16 protein-coding genes are annotated in these 18,500 nt (G+C 62.6%); 5 read left to right on the top strand and 11 right to left on the bottom strand.

The window, feature by feature from the left end:
• Positions 1-10: 10 nt before the first annotated feature.
• From QRN54_RS02840 to QRN54_RS02830, 3 genes are read right to left on the bottom strand one after another with little or no spacing between them, the layout of a single operon-like run.
• Entirely contained in the window at positions 11-397 is a 387-nt protein-coding gene (locus QRN54_RS02840; protein WP_003946047.1) for a RidA family protein, read from the bottom strand.
• Positions 398-439: 42 nt separating this feature from the next.
• Positions 440-1,252: an alpha/beta fold hydrolase gene (locus QRN54_RS02835; RefSeq protein ID WP_064113581.1), complete on the bottom strand. Its 813-nt coding sequence runs from the start codon at positions 1,250-1,252 to the stop codon at positions 440-442.
• A gap of 2 nt (positions 1,253-1,254) precedes the next feature.
• Positions 1,255-2,031 (bottom strand): IclR family transcriptional regulator, encoded by a 777-nt coding sequence (locus tag QRN54_RS02830; protein WP_007735498.1) that lies wholly within the window; start codon positions 2,029-2,031, stop codon positions 1,255-1,257.
• A 195-nt stretch (positions 2,032-2,226) separates the two neighbouring features.
• Here QRN54_RS02830 and QRN54_RS02825 point away from each other — a divergent pair, with 195 nt between their 5' ends.
• The 5 genes from QRN54_RS02825 to QRN54_RS02805 are packed head-to-tail and all read left to right on the top strand — an operon-like array spanning position 2,227 to position 6,651.
• Positions 2,227-3,231 carry an ABC transporter substrate-binding protein gene (locus QRN54_RS02825; RefSeq protein ID WP_065351651.1) on the top strand — a complete coding sequence of 335 codons (1,005 nt, stop codon included), beginning with the start codon at positions 2,227-2,229 and terminating at the stop codon, positions 3,229-3,231.
• A gap of 10 nt (positions 3,232-3,241) precedes the next feature.
• Positions 3,242-4,024: an ABC transporter permease gene (locus tag QRN54_RS02820; protein WP_020971398.1), complete on the top strand. Its 783-nt coding sequence runs from the start codon at positions 3,242-3,244 to the stop codon at positions 4,022-4,024.
• Between the two features lie 2 nt (positions 4,025-4,026).
• On the top strand, positions 4,027-4,809 hold the full coding sequence (locus tag QRN54_RS02815) for an ABC transporter permease (RefSeq protein WP_231915863.1): 783 nt from the start codon (positions 4,027-4,029) through the stop codon (positions 4,807-4,809).
• The gene (locus QRN54_RS02810; protein WP_064113529.1) at positions 4,809-5,618 is read left to right on the top strand and encodes an ABC transporter ATP-binding protein; all 810 of its coding nucleotides are present in this window, start codon (positions 4,809-4,811) and stop codon (positions 5,616-5,618) included. The genes QRN54_RS02815 and QRN54_RS02810 overlap by 1 nt, the downstream gene beginning before the upstream one ends.
• 22 nt (positions 5,619-5,640) lie before the next feature.
• Entirely contained in the window at positions 5,641-6,651 is a 1,011-nt protein-coding gene (locus QRN54_RS02805) for a YdcF family protein (RefSeq protein WP_047271863.1), read from the top strand.
• 6 nt (positions 6,652-6,657) lie between these two features.
• Here the strand turns inward: QRN54_RS02805 and QRN54_RS02800 are convergent, their stop codons facing one another.
• The 8 genes from QRN54_RS02800 to QRN54_RS02765 all read right to left on the bottom strand — a co-directional run bounded on the left by QRN54_RS02800 (position 6,658) and on the right by QRN54_RS02765 (position 18,095).
• A complete protein-coding gene (locus QRN54_RS02800) occupies positions 6,658-7,491 on the bottom strand; it encodes an NmrA family NAD(P)-binding protein (RefSeq protein WP_003945973.1) in 834 nt (277 codons plus the stop codon).
• A gap of 14 nt (positions 7,492-7,505) precedes the next feature.
• Positions 7,506-9,449, bottom strand: a complete 1,944-nt coding sequence (locus tag QRN54_RS02795) for a hydantoinase B/oxoprolinase family protein (RefSeq protein WP_007735492.1) — start codon at positions 9,447-9,449, stop codon at positions 7,506-7,508.
• Entirely contained in the window at positions 9,449-11,548 is a 2,100-nt protein-coding gene (locus QRN54_RS02790; protein ID WP_007735491.1) for a hydantoinase/oxoprolinase family protein, read from the bottom strand. Before QRN54_RS02790 ends, QRN54_RS02795 begins: the two co-directional genes overlap by 1 nt.
• Before the next feature lie 281 nt (positions 11,549-11,829).
• Positions 11,830-12,501 carry an SRPBCC family protein gene (locus tag QRN54_RS02785; protein WP_007735490.1) on the bottom strand — a complete coding sequence of 224 codons (672 nt, stop codon included), beginning with the start codon at positions 12,499-12,501 and terminating at the stop codon, positions 11,830-11,832.
• Entirely contained in the window at positions 12,498-15,020 is a 2,523-nt protein-coding gene (gene cutA, locus QRN54_RS02780; protein ID WP_019746089.1) for an aerobic carbon-monoxide dehydrogenase large subunit, read from the bottom strand. The genes QRN54_RS02785 and cutA overlap by 4 nt, the downstream gene beginning before the upstream one ends.
• Positions 15,017-15,661 (bottom strand): (2Fe-2S)-binding protein, encoded by a 645-nt coding sequence (locus QRN54_RS02775; protein WP_003946048.1) that lies wholly within the window; start codon positions 15,659-15,661, stop codon positions 15,017-15,019. Before QRN54_RS02775 ends, cutA begins: the two co-directional genes overlap by 4 nt.
• 2 nt (positions 15,662-15,663) lie before the next feature.
• Positions 15,664-16,566: an FAD binding domain-containing protein gene (locus QRN54_RS02770; RefSeq protein ID WP_285181549.1), complete on the bottom strand. Its 903-nt coding sequence runs from the start codon at positions 16,564-16,566 to the stop codon at positions 15,664-15,666.
• 89 nt (positions 16,567-16,655) lie between these two features.
• The gene (locus QRN54_RS02765) at positions 16,656-18,095 is read right to left on the bottom strand and encodes a uracil-xanthine permease family protein (protein WP_003945984.1); all 1,440 of its coding nucleotides are present in this window, start codon (positions 18,093-18,095) and stop codon (positions 16,656-16,658) included.
• Positions 18,096-18,500 lie beyond the last annotated feature (405 nt).

Raw genomic sequence — 18,500 nt, 5'->3', positions numbered from 1 at the left:
CCGCGAGCAGTCAGACCCGCGGGGTGTAGGCCATGCATTCGACTTCCATGTGCGCACCCAGCGCCAGTCCGTCTGTTCCGAACGCACTGCGGGCCGGCAGTCTCGACGCCGGGAAGTACTCGAGGTAGACCTTGTTGAACTCCTGCCAACGTGACATGTCGTCAAGCATGACAGTGCATTTGAAGATCGCTTCGACACCGGAACCGTAGGCGATCAGCGAAGCCACGATATTCTCCATCGTCTGGCGAGCCTGCGCTTCGAAGCCGTCTGCCAAGGTCCCGTCGGGAAGCATGCCGATCTGACCCGACAGATACAGAACGTCTCCGACGCGCACTCCGGTGGAGAACGGCGTATCGAAAGCGGGTGGGATGAACTCGACGGTCTGAGATGAATCCATTAGATCTCCTCGGAGTTGGAATATGCGTGACGAGTTGGCGTTTCAGCGCACTGGGCGCGCACGAACATCGGCCAGGAAGTGCGCCACCAACTCGTTCCACGCGTGTGGGTCCTCGAAGTAGGGGGAGTGGCCGCGGTCGGCAAGCTCGACCACTTCGGCGTGAGGCAGGAACTCGGCGGCGCCGCGAATCCGCTCGGGTGTCATCAAATCGTCCAGCTCACCTGCGATCAGGAGAACCGGCGCAGCCACCGCCGCGAGTTCGGCCACCGAATAGTTGTGGGCCTTGAGAATTCGGAAGAACTCGGTGTCAGGTGGGCGATGGCCGAAGGTGCCGAGAGCTTGGTACAGGTATGCCCTCGCCATGTCCAAGCTCGGCAACCGTCCGCCCACAGCGGGATGCTCCCCCAGGGGCCGCGCGGTGACGGGTGCTGCGGTGAGGGGAGGTGCGCTGTCCGGACCGAATCCGACGGGAATGCCGCCGGTCGTGCAGGCCAGGACTACCGACTCCACCCGGTCCGGAACAGCGATCGCGGTCCCCAATGCGGCCCAACCGCCCATCGACTGGCCGACCACGTGCGCTCGATCAACCGCCAACAGGTCCATGATTTCGATCAGATCAGAGACTGCCGCTACCGGGCCGTGGTTGCCGTTCTCGTTGGTAGAGCGGCCGAATCCTCGCTGATCCCAGCTGATCACCCGATAGTGCTGAGCGAAGTAGGGCACCTGCTGGTACCAGACGGCCGCATTTCCGCCGAGACCGTGCGTGAGAATCAGATCCGGGCCCTCGCCGGCAGTCTCGTACCAGACCCGTTCGCCGTCTGCGACGGTGATGAAGCCCTCGGTCCGTGAAATCATCCTTATTCTCCTGTGTCGGACGGGCGCTTGCCCGAAGTGTGGTCAGTGAGGAGTTGCTGCACTTCATCGGTGGCCCGCAGCAGGTGTTCTTCGACCATTCGCGTCGTCTTCGCATCGAAGTCGGTATCGAAACCGATCACCGTCAACGCACAGAGCGGAGACCCCTTGCGGGAAGACACTGCACGCGAGACCGAACCGATGATGTCCTGAGATCGTTTGTGGACAACGGCGAATCCGGTTTTCTGAGTCTCGGCGATGTCGGCGAGAAAGCCGGTGGGTCCTTCCAGCGGATAGCCGCTCTTCTCCACCATCGCCAGGTAGGGCGCCCGGGTGTTGTCCTCGAGTGCCGCCACCAACGCGAGCGGACCCGCGAACCGGTGCGGCGGAAGCAGATCCCCGAGCATCCGAGTGATCATCTTGAGTCTCTCGGGACGCAGCGCCGCGATGATCCGCGTCCCGCCGCTCTCGAGAACCTGCAGATTCACCATCATGTCCGTGCTCTCGGACAGCACCCGCATGGTCGGATCGCACAAGGCCGCCAACGAATGCGCTGCCGCTTCGTGGGAAACCTGCAGTGCAGCCGGGCCGGGGAGATAGCGACCGTCGTAGCGGAAGACCCAACCACGGTTCGCGAGTTCTCCGAGCACTCGGTGCGCAGTCGGGCGGAGCATCCCGACTTCTTCTGCCAGTTCGCTGAGCTTCATCGGCGTGGTCGAGCGCGCGATGGCCTCGAGTAGATCCAACGCTTTGTCGACGGCGGACGCAGAACCCTTCGTCATCCGATCCCCTCCCGGTGCCGTGGATGTACCCGGCGATCCGAAATCTCGTGTTCTTGGAAAACCCTTGGCATTCGTCTTGGAAATTACTATAGTCACAACAATCGTTCCGGCGTACGGAATTCTTTGAGCTTCTTCACCTTCCCACCGGATTACCGGCAAGGAAGTCATATCTTTCCCAGCGAGAGGTTTTCGGACATGACGGTTGGACTTACCCTTCGGTCGACACCACGGTTCAGAGTTGTTGCCCTAGCCGCGGTCGCGACCGCGGCATTGGCACTGACAGGCTGTTCGAGCGACGCCACGGCCTCCGACGACGGGGGCACCCAGACCACCACGATTCGAATCGCACCTCAGCCGATCGCGGACTTCACACCGATTTGGCTCGGCATGGAGCAGGGGTACTTCACCGATGAGGGACTCGACATCCAACTCGTGGAGGGCGGCGCTAGTTCCTCGGCTCAAATTCCGTTGTTGCTCAGCGGAAATGCAGATATGGCAGCCACGACTGCCGCTGCCGCAATTCAGGCACGGAGCCAGAACATGCCCGTCACCATTGTCGGCGGGCTCACGAATTTTGCCGCAAATGACAGCGTCGACCAGTCCGGTCTCGTGGTCGCCAAGGACAGTTCCATCAGCGGCTTCCGTGACCTCGAAGGCAAGACCGTCGCGATCAGCGGTTTGAAGTCCGTCAGCGAAGCAGTCATCTCCGCTGCGGTGGAGAAGTCCGGTGGCGCAGCGGACAAGATCTCGTTCATTCAGGCGCCCATGCCCAACCTCGGTGACCTTGTTTCCACTGGCGGGGCCGATGCGGCATTCCTCATCGATCCGTTCCTGAGCAAAGCAACCGACTCGGGGCTGAAGATCCTCGGCCACCCCTTCCCCTTGGCCGCGCCCGGTGTACCGGGGACCTCGCTGGTCGCTTCGGAATCGTTTGTCGACGCGAACCCGGACTCACTCGCCAAATTCCGTACGGCGCTTGCCAAATCCATCGACTACGCCAATCAGAATCCGGGCGCGGTCAAGGCTGCACTCTCGACACAAGCCAAGATTCCGCTCGAAATGCTGGCCAACAGCAAGAATCCTCAGTTCGTCGCAGTAGTGGAACCGGGTGCTCTGGGCACGGAGATCGAACTGCTGGTCAAGTACGGGGTATTGACGGATTCGGTCGAGGCCGAATCCCTGCTGACCCCGGCCAACTGAGTTGTCCGCCTTGACAACCCTGCAGACTCGCCGCAGGCAGGTTCTGCTCGGTCGGCTGCTGACGCTCTTCGCATTGGCAGCCGCCTGGCAGATCTTCGGAATGCTCGGCGACGAGGACGTCAAAGGTATTCCGAAGTTCAGCGACGTGGCAGTGGCCCTTGTGAACGAACTCGGCACATCCTCGTTGTGGACATCACTGGGACAAACGGTGACCACCACAGCGATCGGTTTGGCGCTGTGCCTGGTGATCGGAATCCCGGCAGGACTGCTGCTCGCCGCGCACCCGTTCCTGACAGTCTCCTCCCGTTTCGTCATCGACTTCTGCCGAACCGTTCCGCCGCTCGCAATCATTCCGCTCTTTCTGCTGATCATGGGCCCGACGCAACGGATGGCGGTGGCACTGATCGTGGCAGTAAGTGTGTGGCCGATTCTGCTCCAGACGATTCACGGTGTGCGCAACGTCGACCCGGAACTGCTGGCGACCGCACGCTCCTTCCGACTTCCGCTGTGGCGCAGACTCGCTCTCGTCGTCGCACCGGCGTCGATGCCCTACATCTTCACCGGGATTCGCATCTCGGCAACACTGAGCTTGCTGCTGACCATCGGTGCAGAATTGATCGCGGGCGTGCCGGGACTCGGTAAGGAGATCCTGCTGAGCCAATCCGTCCCCGATCGAATGTTCGCACTGATCATCGTCGCCGGACTACTCGGAATGCTGCTCGCCTTCGCCGTGATGGCGATCGAGAATCGTTTACTTGCCTGGCATTACATCCCGAGGAGGATGACGACGTGAAGATGATGTCAGGACTTCGACTCCTCGTGTGGGAGTTGTGGCTGCCGATCTTGATCGTCGTCGTATGGTACTTCGGTTCGGAGTCGAGCAAGTCGCCTTACTTCCCGCCGCTGTCGCGTATCTGGAAAGCGTTTGTGGACAACTGGTTCGGTCCGGGATTCGTCCACGACGTCGTACCGAGCTTGACCAACCTTGCCTTCGGTCTCGCCGTGGCACTGGTGGTCGGCGTCGGTGCCGGTCTCCTGCTGGCAATGTTCCCGCTGGCTGCCGACATTGCCGATCCGTTTCTCCAGTTCTTCCGCGCTATTCCGGCGCTGGCCGTATTACCCGCTCTTTTCATCGTTTTCGGAACCGGTTCGACGGGTAACGTTGCCGCCATCGCCTTCGGCGCGGTCTGGCCGATACTCCTCAACACCCTCGACGGCATTCGCTCCATCGACCCGAGTATCCGATTGGTGGCGCGCAGCTACCGGATCCGTACACCCCTCCTGGTGACGCAGGTACTCCTCCCCGGAGCGATGCCGCAGATAACAGTCGGTATCCGCACCAGTCTCGCGATCGGTGTCGTCATCATGGTCGGAAGCGAAATGTACGTCTCCACTGCAGGAATCGGTCACTTCGTGATCGTCGCGCAACAGACCTTCGCGATCGCCGACATGTGGTCCGGAATTCTCCTGCTGGGAATCATCGGATACGTGCTCAACCTCGGATACGGCGTGATCGAACGATGGTTGCTCAGATGGCAGCCGCGGACCCACGACGCTCTCGCAGTGAAAGGAAACTGATGTCATCCACAGAATCTGCGGCATCGAAACCCGCAGTCGAACTGAGCGGCCTCGGGGTGACCTACGGCGGTCCCACCGGCCGCGAAGTGCTCCGCGGCATCGATCTGTCCGTTGCACCCGGAGAAATCGTCTGCATCGTCGGCCATTCCGGCATCGGCAAGAGCACGCTGATTCGTTGCATCGCCGGTCTGCAGAAGCCGACCACCGGTGAGGTCCGCATCGCCGGGATCGCGATCGATGCACCGCCGGCCACGCTGGCTCTCGTGTCACAGGACTACGGACGCACACTGATGCCGTGGCTTCGAGTGGGCGAGAACGTTCGCCTGCCGCTACGGGGCAACGGTCTGGCGCGGAAGGTTCAGAACGAGAGGGTTGGCGATGCACTTGCCGTTGTCGGTCTAGGCGGTGCTGCGCGTTCCTACCCCTGGCAGTTGTCCGGCGGAATGCAGCAGAGAGTGGCGATAGCTCGCGCTCTCGCCTATCGGCCGCAGGTACTCCTCATGGACGAACCCTTCGCGTCGGTCGATGCGCAGACCCGCGCGGAACTCGAAGACCTGCTGCTGACGCTTCAGCGTGATCTTGGCATCACCGTCCTCCTCGTCACCCACGACGTCGACGAATCGGTGTACCTGTCCGATCGAGTGGTCGTCCTCGGCGGAACTCCGGCATTGACGCAGGACATCGTCGACGTCCCGTTGACCGGAGCTCGAGATCAACTGACCACCAAGGCAGACCCACTGTTCATCAAGTGCCGTACCAGGGTCCTGTCCGCGATCCAGCAGTCGAAGGTGGTGGCGCCCGTGTCGTAAGCGCCTCGCCTAGGCTGGCTCCGTGATCCTTCTCCTCATCGGCCTCGCGCTGCTCGGATTCTGCGGCTACCGGTTCAGGCAGGATCGACGGAGGCTGAGCAACGGCGTCTACCTACTTCTCGGACTGATCTTCACCGGTCTGTGGATGTTGCAGTCGGGTGCGCCGGGAACCGAGGTCCCGTCGTTCGTCATCGCGACGATCGCTCTGCTCTCGCCGTTGCTGGTGCTCATGCTCGCAGGATTCCTGATCGTCAACGGAGTCACGATGCTGCGGCGCGAGGGATTCAGCGTCGCGAATCTGCTCTCACTCGTCGCCGGACTCGGCCTGCTCGTTCCCTACGTGTTGCTCGCATCAGCGCTGCTGACGCAGAGATATTGGCTCGCAGTCGTTCTCGGTTCGTTCAGCCTGGTCGCGTCGTACCTGGGGTTTCTGTTCACGAGCTTTCTGCTCTACTCCTACGTCTACGGACGCCAGAAGTACCAGCCCGGGATGGACGCGATAGTGGTTCACGGCGCCGGGCTTTCGGGCGCCGACGTGACACCCCTGCTTGCCAGCCGTCTGGACAAGGCGGCCGACGTCTTTCGCGCCGAGGTCCGCGAAGGACGTTCACCACTGTTGGTCGTGAGCGGCGGGAAGGGTTCGGACGAGGTGGTCAGCGAGGCGGAGGCAATGTGCGTCTACCTCGTCGATCACGGGATACCGCGCGAGAGCGTGATTCTCGAGGACCGCTCGACCACCACGCTCGAGAACCTCGAGTACACCAGGGACCTTCTCCGTGCCAACACCACGAAGCCTCGAATGGTGCTGGTCACCAGCAACTTCCACATCCTCCGAACTGCGACGTTTGCCCGAAGCCTCGATCTGGATGCGGAAGTCATCGGTTCCCACACCGCCCGGTACTACCTGCCGAGCGCCATTCTGCGCGAGTTCGCCGCCGTCACGGTGGAGCACAAGTGGCTCAACGGAACGGTCTGCCTGATCCTGGCCGCCCTGCCCCCACTGGTGGTCTGGGCGGTCGGAGGCATTTCGTAGCCGGATTCAGCGAATCAGGCTCTCGACGGCCATCGGTCGGCGACCCAAAAGCAGTTCGACGGCCGCGCTGCCGGCAAGAAAATCGTGGTGGTTGTAGAACTCGAACATCGCCGCCAGACGCGAGCTGGCGTTGACGTCAAGGCTGCTGCCGATCTGTTCGCGCCATTGATCCACGCTGATCTGATCTATCGCGACGGTCCGTGACGTCTGCTTTTCCACCATCTGTGCCACCTCCATGACGCTCAGAGCTTGCGGGCCGCCCACCTCGTACGTCGCTCCGTGATGTTCACCCGAGCCCTCGCTCAGTACGACCGCGGCAACAGCCGCCACGTCCGCCAGACTCACGAACGAGAACTTCGTTTCCGCGCTGTACGGCAGGACGATGGTGTCAGACCGACCAGTGAGTACCGCCTCGAAATTCTGCGCGTACGCACACGGTTGCAGCACAGTCCATTTCAAGGGTGAACGATGCAGCTCGTCCTCACACCTGGCTTTGTCCAGGTGATGCGGCATGGACGGGCTGAACGGCCACGCGACGGAGTGATAGACAAAGTGCTCCACTCCCGCCGATGCCGCTGCCGTCAGCGCATTGCGAAGCAGTGCGGGCTCGTCGGGATGGACGTTCGGGGCAATGAAGTACACGCCTCGGCACCCGGCGAGCGCCTTGCGCAGTCCGCTTCCGGTTTCCAGTTCTACCTCGAAGTCCCCGTCGACACGCGCCTTTCGCACCAGTCGCCGAACTGTCACGCTCGGCGGCAGTGCAGCGACGACTGCCTCACCGGTCTTACCCGCGGCGCCGATCACCGCGATGTCGGCGCCGCGAGCAATTCCGTTCTCCATGAGAGTTTTCCGTCCTAGACGTAGTCGTAGACCGCTGAGGTGGCGCCACCGGAAAGCTGCGCGTAGCCCGGACCCCGATCGAAGAAGGGTTCGTTCTCACCGCGTTCCGAGCGCAACTGATCCCGTAGCTCCGTGGTAGCAGCCTCGTCGACGGTCGGCTCGTCACCCTCGATCACGACGACAACGCCGTAGTCGTCGCGTGCACCCTCGACGGAAACCTTGCGCCACTGAATGTCTCGCAAGACCTCTTCGGTCGGGCGCTCCAGTGGATCTCCCCAACCGCCACCACCGGTGGTGCGAATCCGTACGACCTCGCCGGCCTTGATCGGCTCGGCATCGGTCAGCGCGTCGAACTCACGCTCGTTCGGTCCACCCGGATCCAGGACGACGGAGAACGGCCGACCGGCCTTGCCGCCCTTGACTCCCCAGCAGGCGAGGATCGAACGGTCCGCGATGGACATGAAGTGAGCATCCTTGAGCATGCGGATGTGCTTCTCGTATCCCAGGCCGCCCCGGTAGCGTCCGGCTCCGCCGGAATCCATGGCCAGACCGAGCTTTTCGACGATGAAGGGGAAACGGCTCTCGGTGAATTCGGTCGGCAGGTTCCGTGAATCGGGAACGACGTGAATCGTGTCCTCGCCGTCGGCGTAGTAGCGTCCGCCGGAACCGCCGCCGAGCACCTCACGCATGAGGTACGAGTGACCCTCGAAGTCCTCACCGTAAACGCCGGTGTACCTGATGGTCTCCTGATCGGCGGGCATGTTGCCGTCCACAGCCTTGGCGACGACGCCGGCCAGCACTCCGAGCAGACGGAGGATGACGAACGTGCGCGCGTTGGTGGGGGCAGGGAAGATCGGGGTGATCAGTGTTCCCTTTTCGGGGAACTTCATCTCGATCAGCGGTACGACGCCCTCGTTGACATCCAGTTCGGCCATGCGCTCCGGGGTGTCCGCGAGGTTACGCAGAATCGGGGCCAACCACTTGATGAGGAAGTTTCCGTCCGCGTAGTCACCGCAGTGGTTGATCGGGCCCTTTGCCTGCGGTCCGGTTCCGTTGAAGTCCAGGATGAGTCGCTCGCCGCCCTCGTCCTCCGGCCGCGTCTTCGTGAGCGTGATGCGCTGGATGTGGAGCATCGGCTCGTCGACGCCGTCGTGCTCGGCGTAGTCCTCCCACGTGTACTCACCGACCGGGATCTTGCTGAGGATTTCGCGGCGGTACGTCTCGGTGGTCGCGTCCATCATCGCGTCGAAGCACGACTCGACGGTGTCGACGCCGTAGCGCTCGAACAATTCGGTGAGTCGACGCGCACCCATCAGGCACGCCGAGCACTCGGCGTCGAGGTCAGCTGCGAGGGCGTCCGGCATGCGGGAGTTACGCGTCATGATGCGCAGCGCCGCCTCGTTGGGAACTCCCTGGTCCCACAGTTTGATCGGCGGAACCATCAGTCCCTCTTCGTACACCGTGGTGGCGCCGGACGGCATGGAGCCGGGGCAGCAACCGCCGATGTCGTCGTGGTGACCGAATGCCTGAACGAACGCAACAACCTTCGGTTCGGCATCGGGAGTGACGCGGGCGAAGACAGGCACCGTGACGCAGAGGTCGGGGAGATGGCCGATGCCACCTTCGGACAGGTAGACGTCGTTGTGGAAGTACACGTCTCCCGGCTTCATCGTCTCGAGTGGGAAGTCCCGGGCGATCGGATGCACCAGCGCGGAATACGAACGGCCCGTGAGCTTGCGGAGGTTCCGGTCGTGAATACCGGCGCGGAAATCGTGAGCATCACGGATCATCGGTGAGCGCGAGGTGCGCGAAATGGAGGTCTCGACCTCCATTTCCACGCTGGCGAGGTAACCGGCGACGATCTCGACCAAAATCGGATCAGGTGACGCGCCGTCGGTAGCGGTGAGTCGGTACGGCTTGGCCGCGGTGGCAGCAGCAGCATCGAGAATGGCGGTCATCACTTCACTCCGTTCGAGTCGGAAGACTTCGAGATACGAATGTTCCCGAAGGTGTCGATACGTGCCGAGAATCCGGGATGGATCGGGACAGTCGAGCTGAACTCCTCGATCACGGCCGGTCCTTCGATGACGTCACCCGCACCGAGCAGTGTGCGATCGTAGGTGGCCGTTTCGACCCAGCTGTCGAAATACGATTGACGCGAACCGGTTCGAGCGGTGTCGGCGCCGGTGCCGGCCGGGATCTCCTTGAGCGTCGGACGCTTGATCGGGCCGATGCCACTCACGCGCAGGTTGACCCATTCCACGTGCTGCGACGGGTCTCCCCGGAAGTCGTAGCCGTACAGCTCGCGGTGCGCCTGGTGGAACGCCTCGGCCGCGTCGTCCATGATCTGCGTCGTGACGGTACCTTCCGCCACCGGGACGCGTACCTCGAAGGCCTGACCGAGGTAGCGCAGATCCGCAGTGCGAGAGTACTTGCGCTGCGTCTCGTCGAAACCCTCTTCGGCAAGCGCGATCTCGGCTTCGCCGGCCAGCGCGTCGAACTGGCTCTGCAGGTCTTCAGCCTTCAACCGGTCGTGACGACTGACGTGCGTCTGGACGTAGTCGTTGCGGACATCGACCGTCAGCAGACCGAACGCGGAGACGTTACCCGGATTGAGCGGGACGAGAACGTCTTTCAGACCCAGGATGTCGACGAGACGGCAGGCGAGCAGGGAGCCGGAACCGCCGAACGTCACGAGGGTGAAGTCGCGAACGTCGAGGCCACGCTTGACGGTGATCTGACGCAGGGCGTTGGCCTGGTTCCACGCCGAGACCTCGAGGACGCCGACCGCGCACTCCTCGAAGCCCAGACTGAGCTGTGTTGCAAGCTCTTCGAGGCCCTTGCGTGCCAATTCCGTGTCGAGAGGAATCTCGCCACCGAGCAGGTGGGGTGGGATGCGACCGAGCAGGACGTGCGCGTCGGTGATGGTCGGTTCGCTGCCGCCCTTGCCGTAGCACAACGGTCCGGGATCGGCGCCGGCCGACTGAGGGCCGACTCGGAGGGTGTGTTCCGGCGTCATCCACGCGATCGACCCACCACCGGCGCCGACGGTCACGACGTCGATCATCGGGATCTTCGACGGGTAGTTGCCCACTCGCCCTTCGGTGGTCAGCGCGGGCTCGCCGCGAACCACGACGGTGACATCCGTCGACGTTCCGCCGCCGTCACAGGTCAACACCTGCTCGACGCCGGCGGCGTCGGCGATCAGCGCAGCACCGAGGGCTCCGGCGGCCGGTCCCGACAGGACTGTCGTAATAGGCTGGTGAACAACCTCTTTGGCCGACAGGACACCGCCGTTGGACTTCATGACGTAGAACGGGATGTCGCGGGGTTCACCGTCGGTGGTCGAGAACTCACGCAGACGATTCGCGATGTTGTTCACGTAGTTGCGGATATTCGGCTTGACCGCGGCGTCCACGAGTGTGGTGATGGACCGCTCGTATTCGCGGTACTCACGCAGCACCTGGCTCGAGATGCTCACCGTCGCATCGGGGAAAACTTCGAAGAGGATGTCGCGTACGCGCTCCTCGTGCGTCGGATCGGCGTACGAGTGCATGAGGCAGACGCCGATGGTCCGGATCCCGCGGTCCTTGAAGAACTGCGCTGCGCTGCGAACGCTCTCTTCGTCGAGCGGACGAATCTCGCTGCCGTCGAAGGAAAGGCGTCCACCGACGGTGCGTACACGATCGGCGGGGACGATGCGTTCGGGCTTGACCCAGAAGTACGAGTTGCCGTAACCGTCCGGCACCGACTGACGAGCGATTTCGAGAACGTGCTCGTAGCCCTCAGTGGTGATGAAGCCGAGGTTCTCGACCTTGCCTTCGAGCAGCTTGTTCGTCGCTACGGTCGTGCCGTGGCTGACCGCACCGATCGAGTCGCCACTCTCACCGAGCTTGGCGAGCACTTTCTCGATACCGGCGAGAAAGCCCTCGGCGGGGTCCGCCGGGGTGGACGGGGTCTTGGTGGTGACGATGGCGCCGGTTTCGTCGTCCACTGCCACGATGTCGGTGAACGTTCCGCCGGTATCGATACCGACCCGAATCTTCCTGGGTTCCACGCTTCCTCCTGAGATCTTTGGCTCGTCTCGTCTGGTACCGATCGACGGTTGCGGCCTAGCCGGTAAGTGGCTCGTACCTGACGTGTAGAGCTATTCCACAGGTTCGGAAGAGCGGATTCTTTGTCACAATTCGCCGAATCGGGGGACCAAGGTTCGGCGCACGATCACGAGCGGATCTTCGCCGGCGCCCCAGTGGGTTACGCGGACGTGAAAAACGCCCCGAACCTGGTCGGTTCGGGGCGTTTCCCTCATCGTGAATCAGCTGTTGACACCTACGCGAACTACTCGCGACAACCAGAACGCGCCAGGAATCCGCCTATAGCAACACCTGACAAAGCAATGGCTGCGCCGACGACGGCGCTGACCATCACCGTGCGAGCATCTGTGCCGCCCGCTGTCGGTGCAGCGGCCGGAAGAACCGCCGGTGCCGCGACAGCTCCGGAAACTACCGGCGCGCCTTCGACCGCCACTGCCGGTACCGCCGCCGCCACGGCGGCAGTGACCTTCTCGGGAATGCCGTTGGCAATGACGCCGTCGATGCTCTTGAAGAACACCCCGGCCATCTTCTTGGCTACACCGGTGATCATGCGCTGCCCGACGCCGCCGACCATCCCGCCGACCACGGCGTCGGCGTCATACGAAAGCAGCGTGCCACCCTCGTTCTCCGTCAAGGTGACCGTGACGTCCGCCTTCACCGTGCCGGGAGCACCCGCCCCCGAAGCCGTCATGACAAACGAATTGGGCCGATTCTGTTGCGACAGAACAACCTCGCCGTCGTAGACGCCCTTGATCGACGCAACTCCCGCCATGATGGAGAGCTTGTAGTGATTGTCCGTGAGCTGCTCGAGCGACTGCACACCGGGAATGGTCGCGGCCAGTACACGACCGTCCTGGAGCTTGTCGTAGACCTCTTCGCGAGGTGCCGTCAGCTGCGCGGTGCCGGCGATTCTCATGCATTCTCCTCTGATGACGAACCCGCGTGTGCGAGTCGAAGTTCGAACAGTTCGGACGGTGAAATGGGCATGGACGTGATCGAGATTCCTTCGGCGTCCTCGATGGCAGCCGCGATGACGGCGCTGGTGGGGATCACACCCGCCTCACCGGCACCCTTCATTCCGAGTGGGTTGAGTCCCGACGGCGTGACGGTGTGATCCATCTCGAGCGAATCCGGCATCTCGGTGACGAACGGCATCAAGAAATCCATGTACGACGCGTTGAGCATCTGCCCGTGCTCGTCGTAGACGATCCGCTCGTAGAGTGCGCCGCCGATACCTTGCGCGACGGCGCCCATGACCTGACCTTCGACGATGCGGGGGTTGATCACGTTTCCGCAGTCGTGGATGACAACGTAACGACGGACCGTGATCTCGGCTGTCACGGGATCGGTTTCGACGATCGCCGCGTGCACTCCCGAAGCGAAGGTAGAACTGGGCGGCGAGTAGTAGCCGGTTGCTTCCAGACCGGGCTGCTCACCCTCGGGAATCGGCGGCTTCGACATGTCCGTGTCGGTCTTGGCGAAACCGGTGGCCAGCTTCGACTCACGGTCGAACGCATATCGTAGCGGGTTCGACAGCACGGCAACAACACTCAGCGGTACGGACGTACCCTCCACTCCGGCTTCGGTGCCGATCTTGCACACGTGCCCTTCCCGGAGTTCCAGTTCGGTTTCCGGCAGATCCAAGATTCCGGAGGCGATCTTCTTCGCCTTCTCCGCGACCATCTGCGCCGCGACATGGAAGGCCGAACCCGACATGACCGCCCCACGCGAGGCGAAAGTGCCGACGGCATAACCGAACCGGCGGGTATCACCCGTGACGATCTCGACGTCGGAGACCTTGACTCCGAGATCGTCCGCGACGATCTGGGCGAACGCGGTCTGATGGCCTTGGCCTTGCGTCGTCAAGCCAGTTGCCGCCTTGACCTTTCCAGACGTCTCGACCACGACGTGCGCACCCTCGTAGGGTCCGGGTCCGGTTCCCTCGACGTACGCACCGATACCGATTCCGACCGACCGACCTTCGGCGCGAGCCTTCCTCTGGTACTCGGGAAATCCGTCCCAGTCGATGAGCTTCTTGAGCTTGTCGATGCCTGCCTGATAGTCGCCCGTGTCGTAGATCAACGGGCGTCCGTCCTGGAACATCAGGCCGAAGTCGTACGGCATGTCCTCGGGGCGAATGAAGTTCGCCTCCCGCACCGCGATCTTGTCCTTGTTCAGGTACTTGGCGATGGCGTCCATGGATCGCTCCATCGCGAACACGGCCTGCGGACGTCCGGCGCCGCGGTACGGGGTCACGATCACGGTGTTGGTATACAGCGAATAGGCGTTGACCCGGAACGACTTCGGCTTGTACGGCCCGAGAACCTGCGTCGCGGTGTTGATCATGACGATGATCCCGTACGGCAGGTAGGCACCGTTGTCGTGCCAGAACGTGAAGTCGAACGCCAACAGACGACCCTCGTCGTCGAATCCGATGTCGACCTTCTGGATCTGCCCGCGCTCGTGTGCGCTCGAGATGAAGTGCTCACGGCGATCCTCGACCCACTTCACCTCGCAGGAGATACCGGCCTGGCCGAGGCGTCGAGCGGCCCACGTGATCATGACTTCTTCGGGCCACGGGTGAACGATCTTGACGCCGAATCCGCCGCCGACGTCAGGAGCGATGCAGTGAACCTTGTTCAGCGCCATCCCCAATCGCGCGGCGATTGCGGCGCGGGCGGACGTGGACGTCTGGGTGGAGGTCCAGAACGTGAGGGTGTTCTCGTCACCGTCCCAACGTGCGTAGACGCCCTTGCCCTCCATCGGCATGGAAGCCGAACGCTCGATTTCGAGATCCAGCGTCAGTCGGTGCGGCGCGGCGGCCAGTTCGGCATCCAGATCTCCGAACCCGTGCTGCAGGTGAGCGGCGACGTTGTCCGGAACGTCGGCGTGGACGGCGTTGGCGGCGGTGCGAGCGACGTCGATCCCCACTACAGGCTTCAGCGCCTCGTAGGTGACGTCGATCTTCGCGCAAGCGTCCTCGGCGATGTACCGGTTGTCGGCGACCACCATGGCGATGGCTTCTCCGACATGCTTCACCTCGTCCTTCGCGAGGGGATACCCGTTGCGCGGAGCGATGATTCCCGGATGAGGAATGAGCAGTGGCAGGTTCTCCGCCATTTCCGGCGTGTCCGCGAGGAGATCTTCGTAGGTGTAGATGGCATGTACGCCAGGCACTTCCAGCGCCTGATCGATGTCGATGTCGATGATTCGCGCATGGGCGTGCGGCGACCTGACGAATGCCGCGATCAGCGCATTGTGGCCCAGATCGTCGAGGTATCGCCCCTGCCCGCTGAGCAGACGCGTATCTTCCTCGCGCGGAATCGGTTTGCCGAAGAACTTGCCGTCGTCGGCAACCGAATGATCGGCCGTCGAATGATCGGAAGCGGGATGCTTCGCCCCGTTGCGCTTTGCTGGTTTGACCGGAGTACTCATGCCTTACCCGCCCGTCCTCCGACGGGATTCGTTGTTCCCCGCACTTTACGATCCAACGCCTCCCGAGTGGACGCGTCGTCGATTCCGAGCGGGAACTGCCCGGCCCGTTCACGCTTGATCTCGGCTGCGCGCAGAACCGACGCCCTGATGTTCTGGTACCCCGTACAACGGCAGAGGTTTCCCGCTATCGCGTCGGTAGCTTCCTCCCGCGTGGGGTTGGGGTTCTCCTCGAGAAATGCCGCGATGGTCGTCACGAATCCCGGAGTGCAGAATCCGCACTGCAGACCGTGACAATCCTTGAACGCCTGCTGAACCGGATGCAAAGTGCCGTCCGGCTCGACGAGGCCTTCGACGGTGGTGATCGATCGACCTTCGAGGCTGGCCGCGAGGACGAGGCAGGATCGAACAGGCTTTCCGTCGAGCAGCACGGTGCACGCACCACACACGCCGTGTTCACAACCCACGTGCGTGCCCGTCTTACGGAGGTGGTGACGAATGGCATCCGAAGCCAGAGTGCGGGAGGGAAGAACGACGGTGTTCGTCACCTCGTTGAGCGTGAACGTGACAGCTACATGGTGCTCACCGGTATCTGCTGCCAGCTCGGCAAGTTGATCATCGATGGAGCGATCGTTTTTGGACATTGTCACCACTTTCCTGCCAGTACTGCGTTCTCACTGAGAGCATCCGTTGCCGCCGCGAAGCCGACCCGCGCCGTGAGCGCGGACACCAACTGCGAGCGGTACGCCGCCGTCCCGTGAATGTCTGCCTCGGTATCTATCTGCGCGCGGGCGCATTCCCCGAGGGTGCGCCACCGCGGGTCTCGCTGATCCGTCGCGGACGCCCCCGCCAGCACGTTCGTGTAGTCCACGACCTGCCCCAGCTCTCCGGCGGACACGTACGTCATGTGCGCTTCGGTCACCAGACCGTCGACCACGCGAATCCGGGCGACGACGCCGACCAGTGCATAGTCACCGTGACGACGCGCGATCTCGTCGATGGCGGTTCCCACGCCGGGTTCGGCGGCGGGCACCGACACCGACACCGCGATCTCGTCCGATTCCAGGCTCGACTCGAGAGGGCCGGCGAAGAGATCCGTCGACGCGATCTCGCGGGTGCCACGCACCGACTGGACGGTCACGCTGCCCCCGAGCAGCGTCAGGACTGCCGGCATCTCCGCCGACGGATCGGCATGGACGATGGAGCCGACGCTCGTCCCGCGGTTACGGATCGTGGGGTGCGCTACCAACTGCAGAGCACGGTTCAGCAGAGGCTGGACTCGACGAGCACCGTCGTCGGCCGCCAGCACCGAGTGCGTGGCCAGGGCCTGGAACCGCACTCCTTCGTCTTCGGACGAGGTCACCGAGGCGAGGTTCGGGATCGATCCGATGTCGACGATGTGGGCGGGCGCGGCGAGGCGCATGGACAGCAGCGGCACAAGCGATTGCCCACCGGCGAGCACCTTCCCCTCGTGAGAGACCTCGGAGAGGATTCGGCACGCGTCCTCGACCGAGGACGGTCGGTGATAAGTCAGCGGCGACGGTTTCATTACTCAATCCTGCCTCTATGAGTCACTTCACGTTTTGTGCAGATGTGACAACGGTCACGGGTCATACCTGGCATACATTCAACTTGGCATCACGTGAGCTGCGCCACGGGCTCTTCGCGTTCGTCATCTGACGCATTCGCCCCCGGCGTTGCGCCCGGCCGCCTCCCGGACTTCGGCCTGTTCAGTTCAGGGTTCCAGGACCCCACGAGCCGGCAGAGGTGGTACATCACGATCAAGACGATGGTGCCGAGCGCGATACCTCCGAGCGAGAACGTGTCACTGAACTTCAGCGCCGTGTCGCCGATACCGATGATCAGACCGGCGGCAATCGGCATCAGATTCAGCGGGTTCCCGAAGTCGACGCCGTTCTCTTTCCAGATCTTGGCGCCGAGCAGACCGATCATGCCGAACAGAACCACAAGAATTCCGCCCAGGACGCCGCCGGGCGTCGCCGCCATGACTGCTCCGAACTTGGGCGAGAAGCCGAGCAGGATCGCGATGAAACCCGCAATCACGTACGCGGCGGTCGAGTACACCCGCGTGGCAGCCATGACACCGATGTTCTCGGCATGCGTCGTAGTGGGGGAGCCGCCTACTGCGCTGGCGATGGCGGTGGCAAAACCGTCACCGGCAATGGCGCGTCCGATGTACGGGTCGAGATCGTCGCCCGTGATTTCGGCGACCGCCTTGACGTGTCCGGCGTTTTCAGCGACCAGTGCGATGACACCGGGAAGCACCAGAACGATGAATGTGAGGCTGAACGAGGGAGCGTGAATACCGACGATTCCGTTGGCTTCGTCCGAGAACGGCGGCAACCCGAACCAGGACGCCGAGTGCACCGAATCCCAGTTGACACGAAAGTGCTCGGTGGGTGCTCCACTACCACTGGCGGACGTGATCGGACCGGAGAGCCGGTCGAGGACCCACGAGAAGATGTAGCCGAAAACCAGGGCGACGAGAATGGCGATACGTCCCAGGAAGCCACGTAGCGCAACGCTCATCACGATCAGGGCAACCATCACGATCAGTGCCACCCATTGGTCCTGCGGCCAGTACAACCCCGCGACAACGGGCGCCAGGTTGAAACCGATCAGCATCACCACAGCGCCGGTGACCACCGGCGGTAGCGCTTTACTGATGACGCCACCGCCGAGAAAGTGGATGGCGATGCCGACGAATCCCAGAACCAACCCCGACACCAGAATCGCACCGGTCACTTCGGCCGTCGTTCCACCTTGGGCACGAATGGCGGCAACGCCACCGACAAAAGCTGCGGATGTTCCGAGGTAGCTGGGGACGTGCCCCTTGACCACCAGCAGGAAGAAGAGCGTACAAAAGCCCGACATCATCACGGCAAGTTGAGGATTGAGGCCCATGATGATCGGGAACACGAACGTCGCGCCGAACATCGACACGACATGCTGGCCGCCCAACCCGATGGTTCTCGCCCAACTGAGTCGCTCGCCGGGAGCGACCACTTCACCGGCTCCGATGTTCTTTCCGTCTCCGTGCAACGTCCAGATCGGCATGACGAGACCTTTCGCAAAGGAGGAAGGTGTTCGAAATGCTTTGTGCCCCAGCTCACAAACACCGTGTCTGGAGTGAAACGCTAATGCAGGACCGAGATTTGGACGTGATGACAATCTGCCAGAACCCACTCACCGAGATTGGCAACAATGGTGGCAGATGATGCGGGCAGGGGTCATCGTCAGTGTTGGAGGCAGTTTCGACCGAAATGAGGACCACGCCACGAAGGGCCCAAACATTTTCTTCGGCTTAATGATTCCGTAACACGATGTCTGTCAACGGAAAACGACAGTCCTAGCCGAGGGCTGCGAGGATTCCCGCTGCCATCTCCGCGACCTGATCATCGGTCATCACGAACGTCGGCGAAATCTGCATCGCACCCTGACCCGCCGCGCGACCCGAAATAC

Origin of the sequence: Rhodococcus sp. MEB032 (genome assembly GCF_030208925.1) — a bacterium.
GTDB classification, from domain to species: Bacteria; Actinomycetota; Actinomycetes; order Mycobacteriales; family Mycobacteriaceae; genus Rhodococcus_F; species Rhodococcus_F qingshengii.
This window is presented reverse-complemented; position numbering and strand designations above follow the sequence as displayed.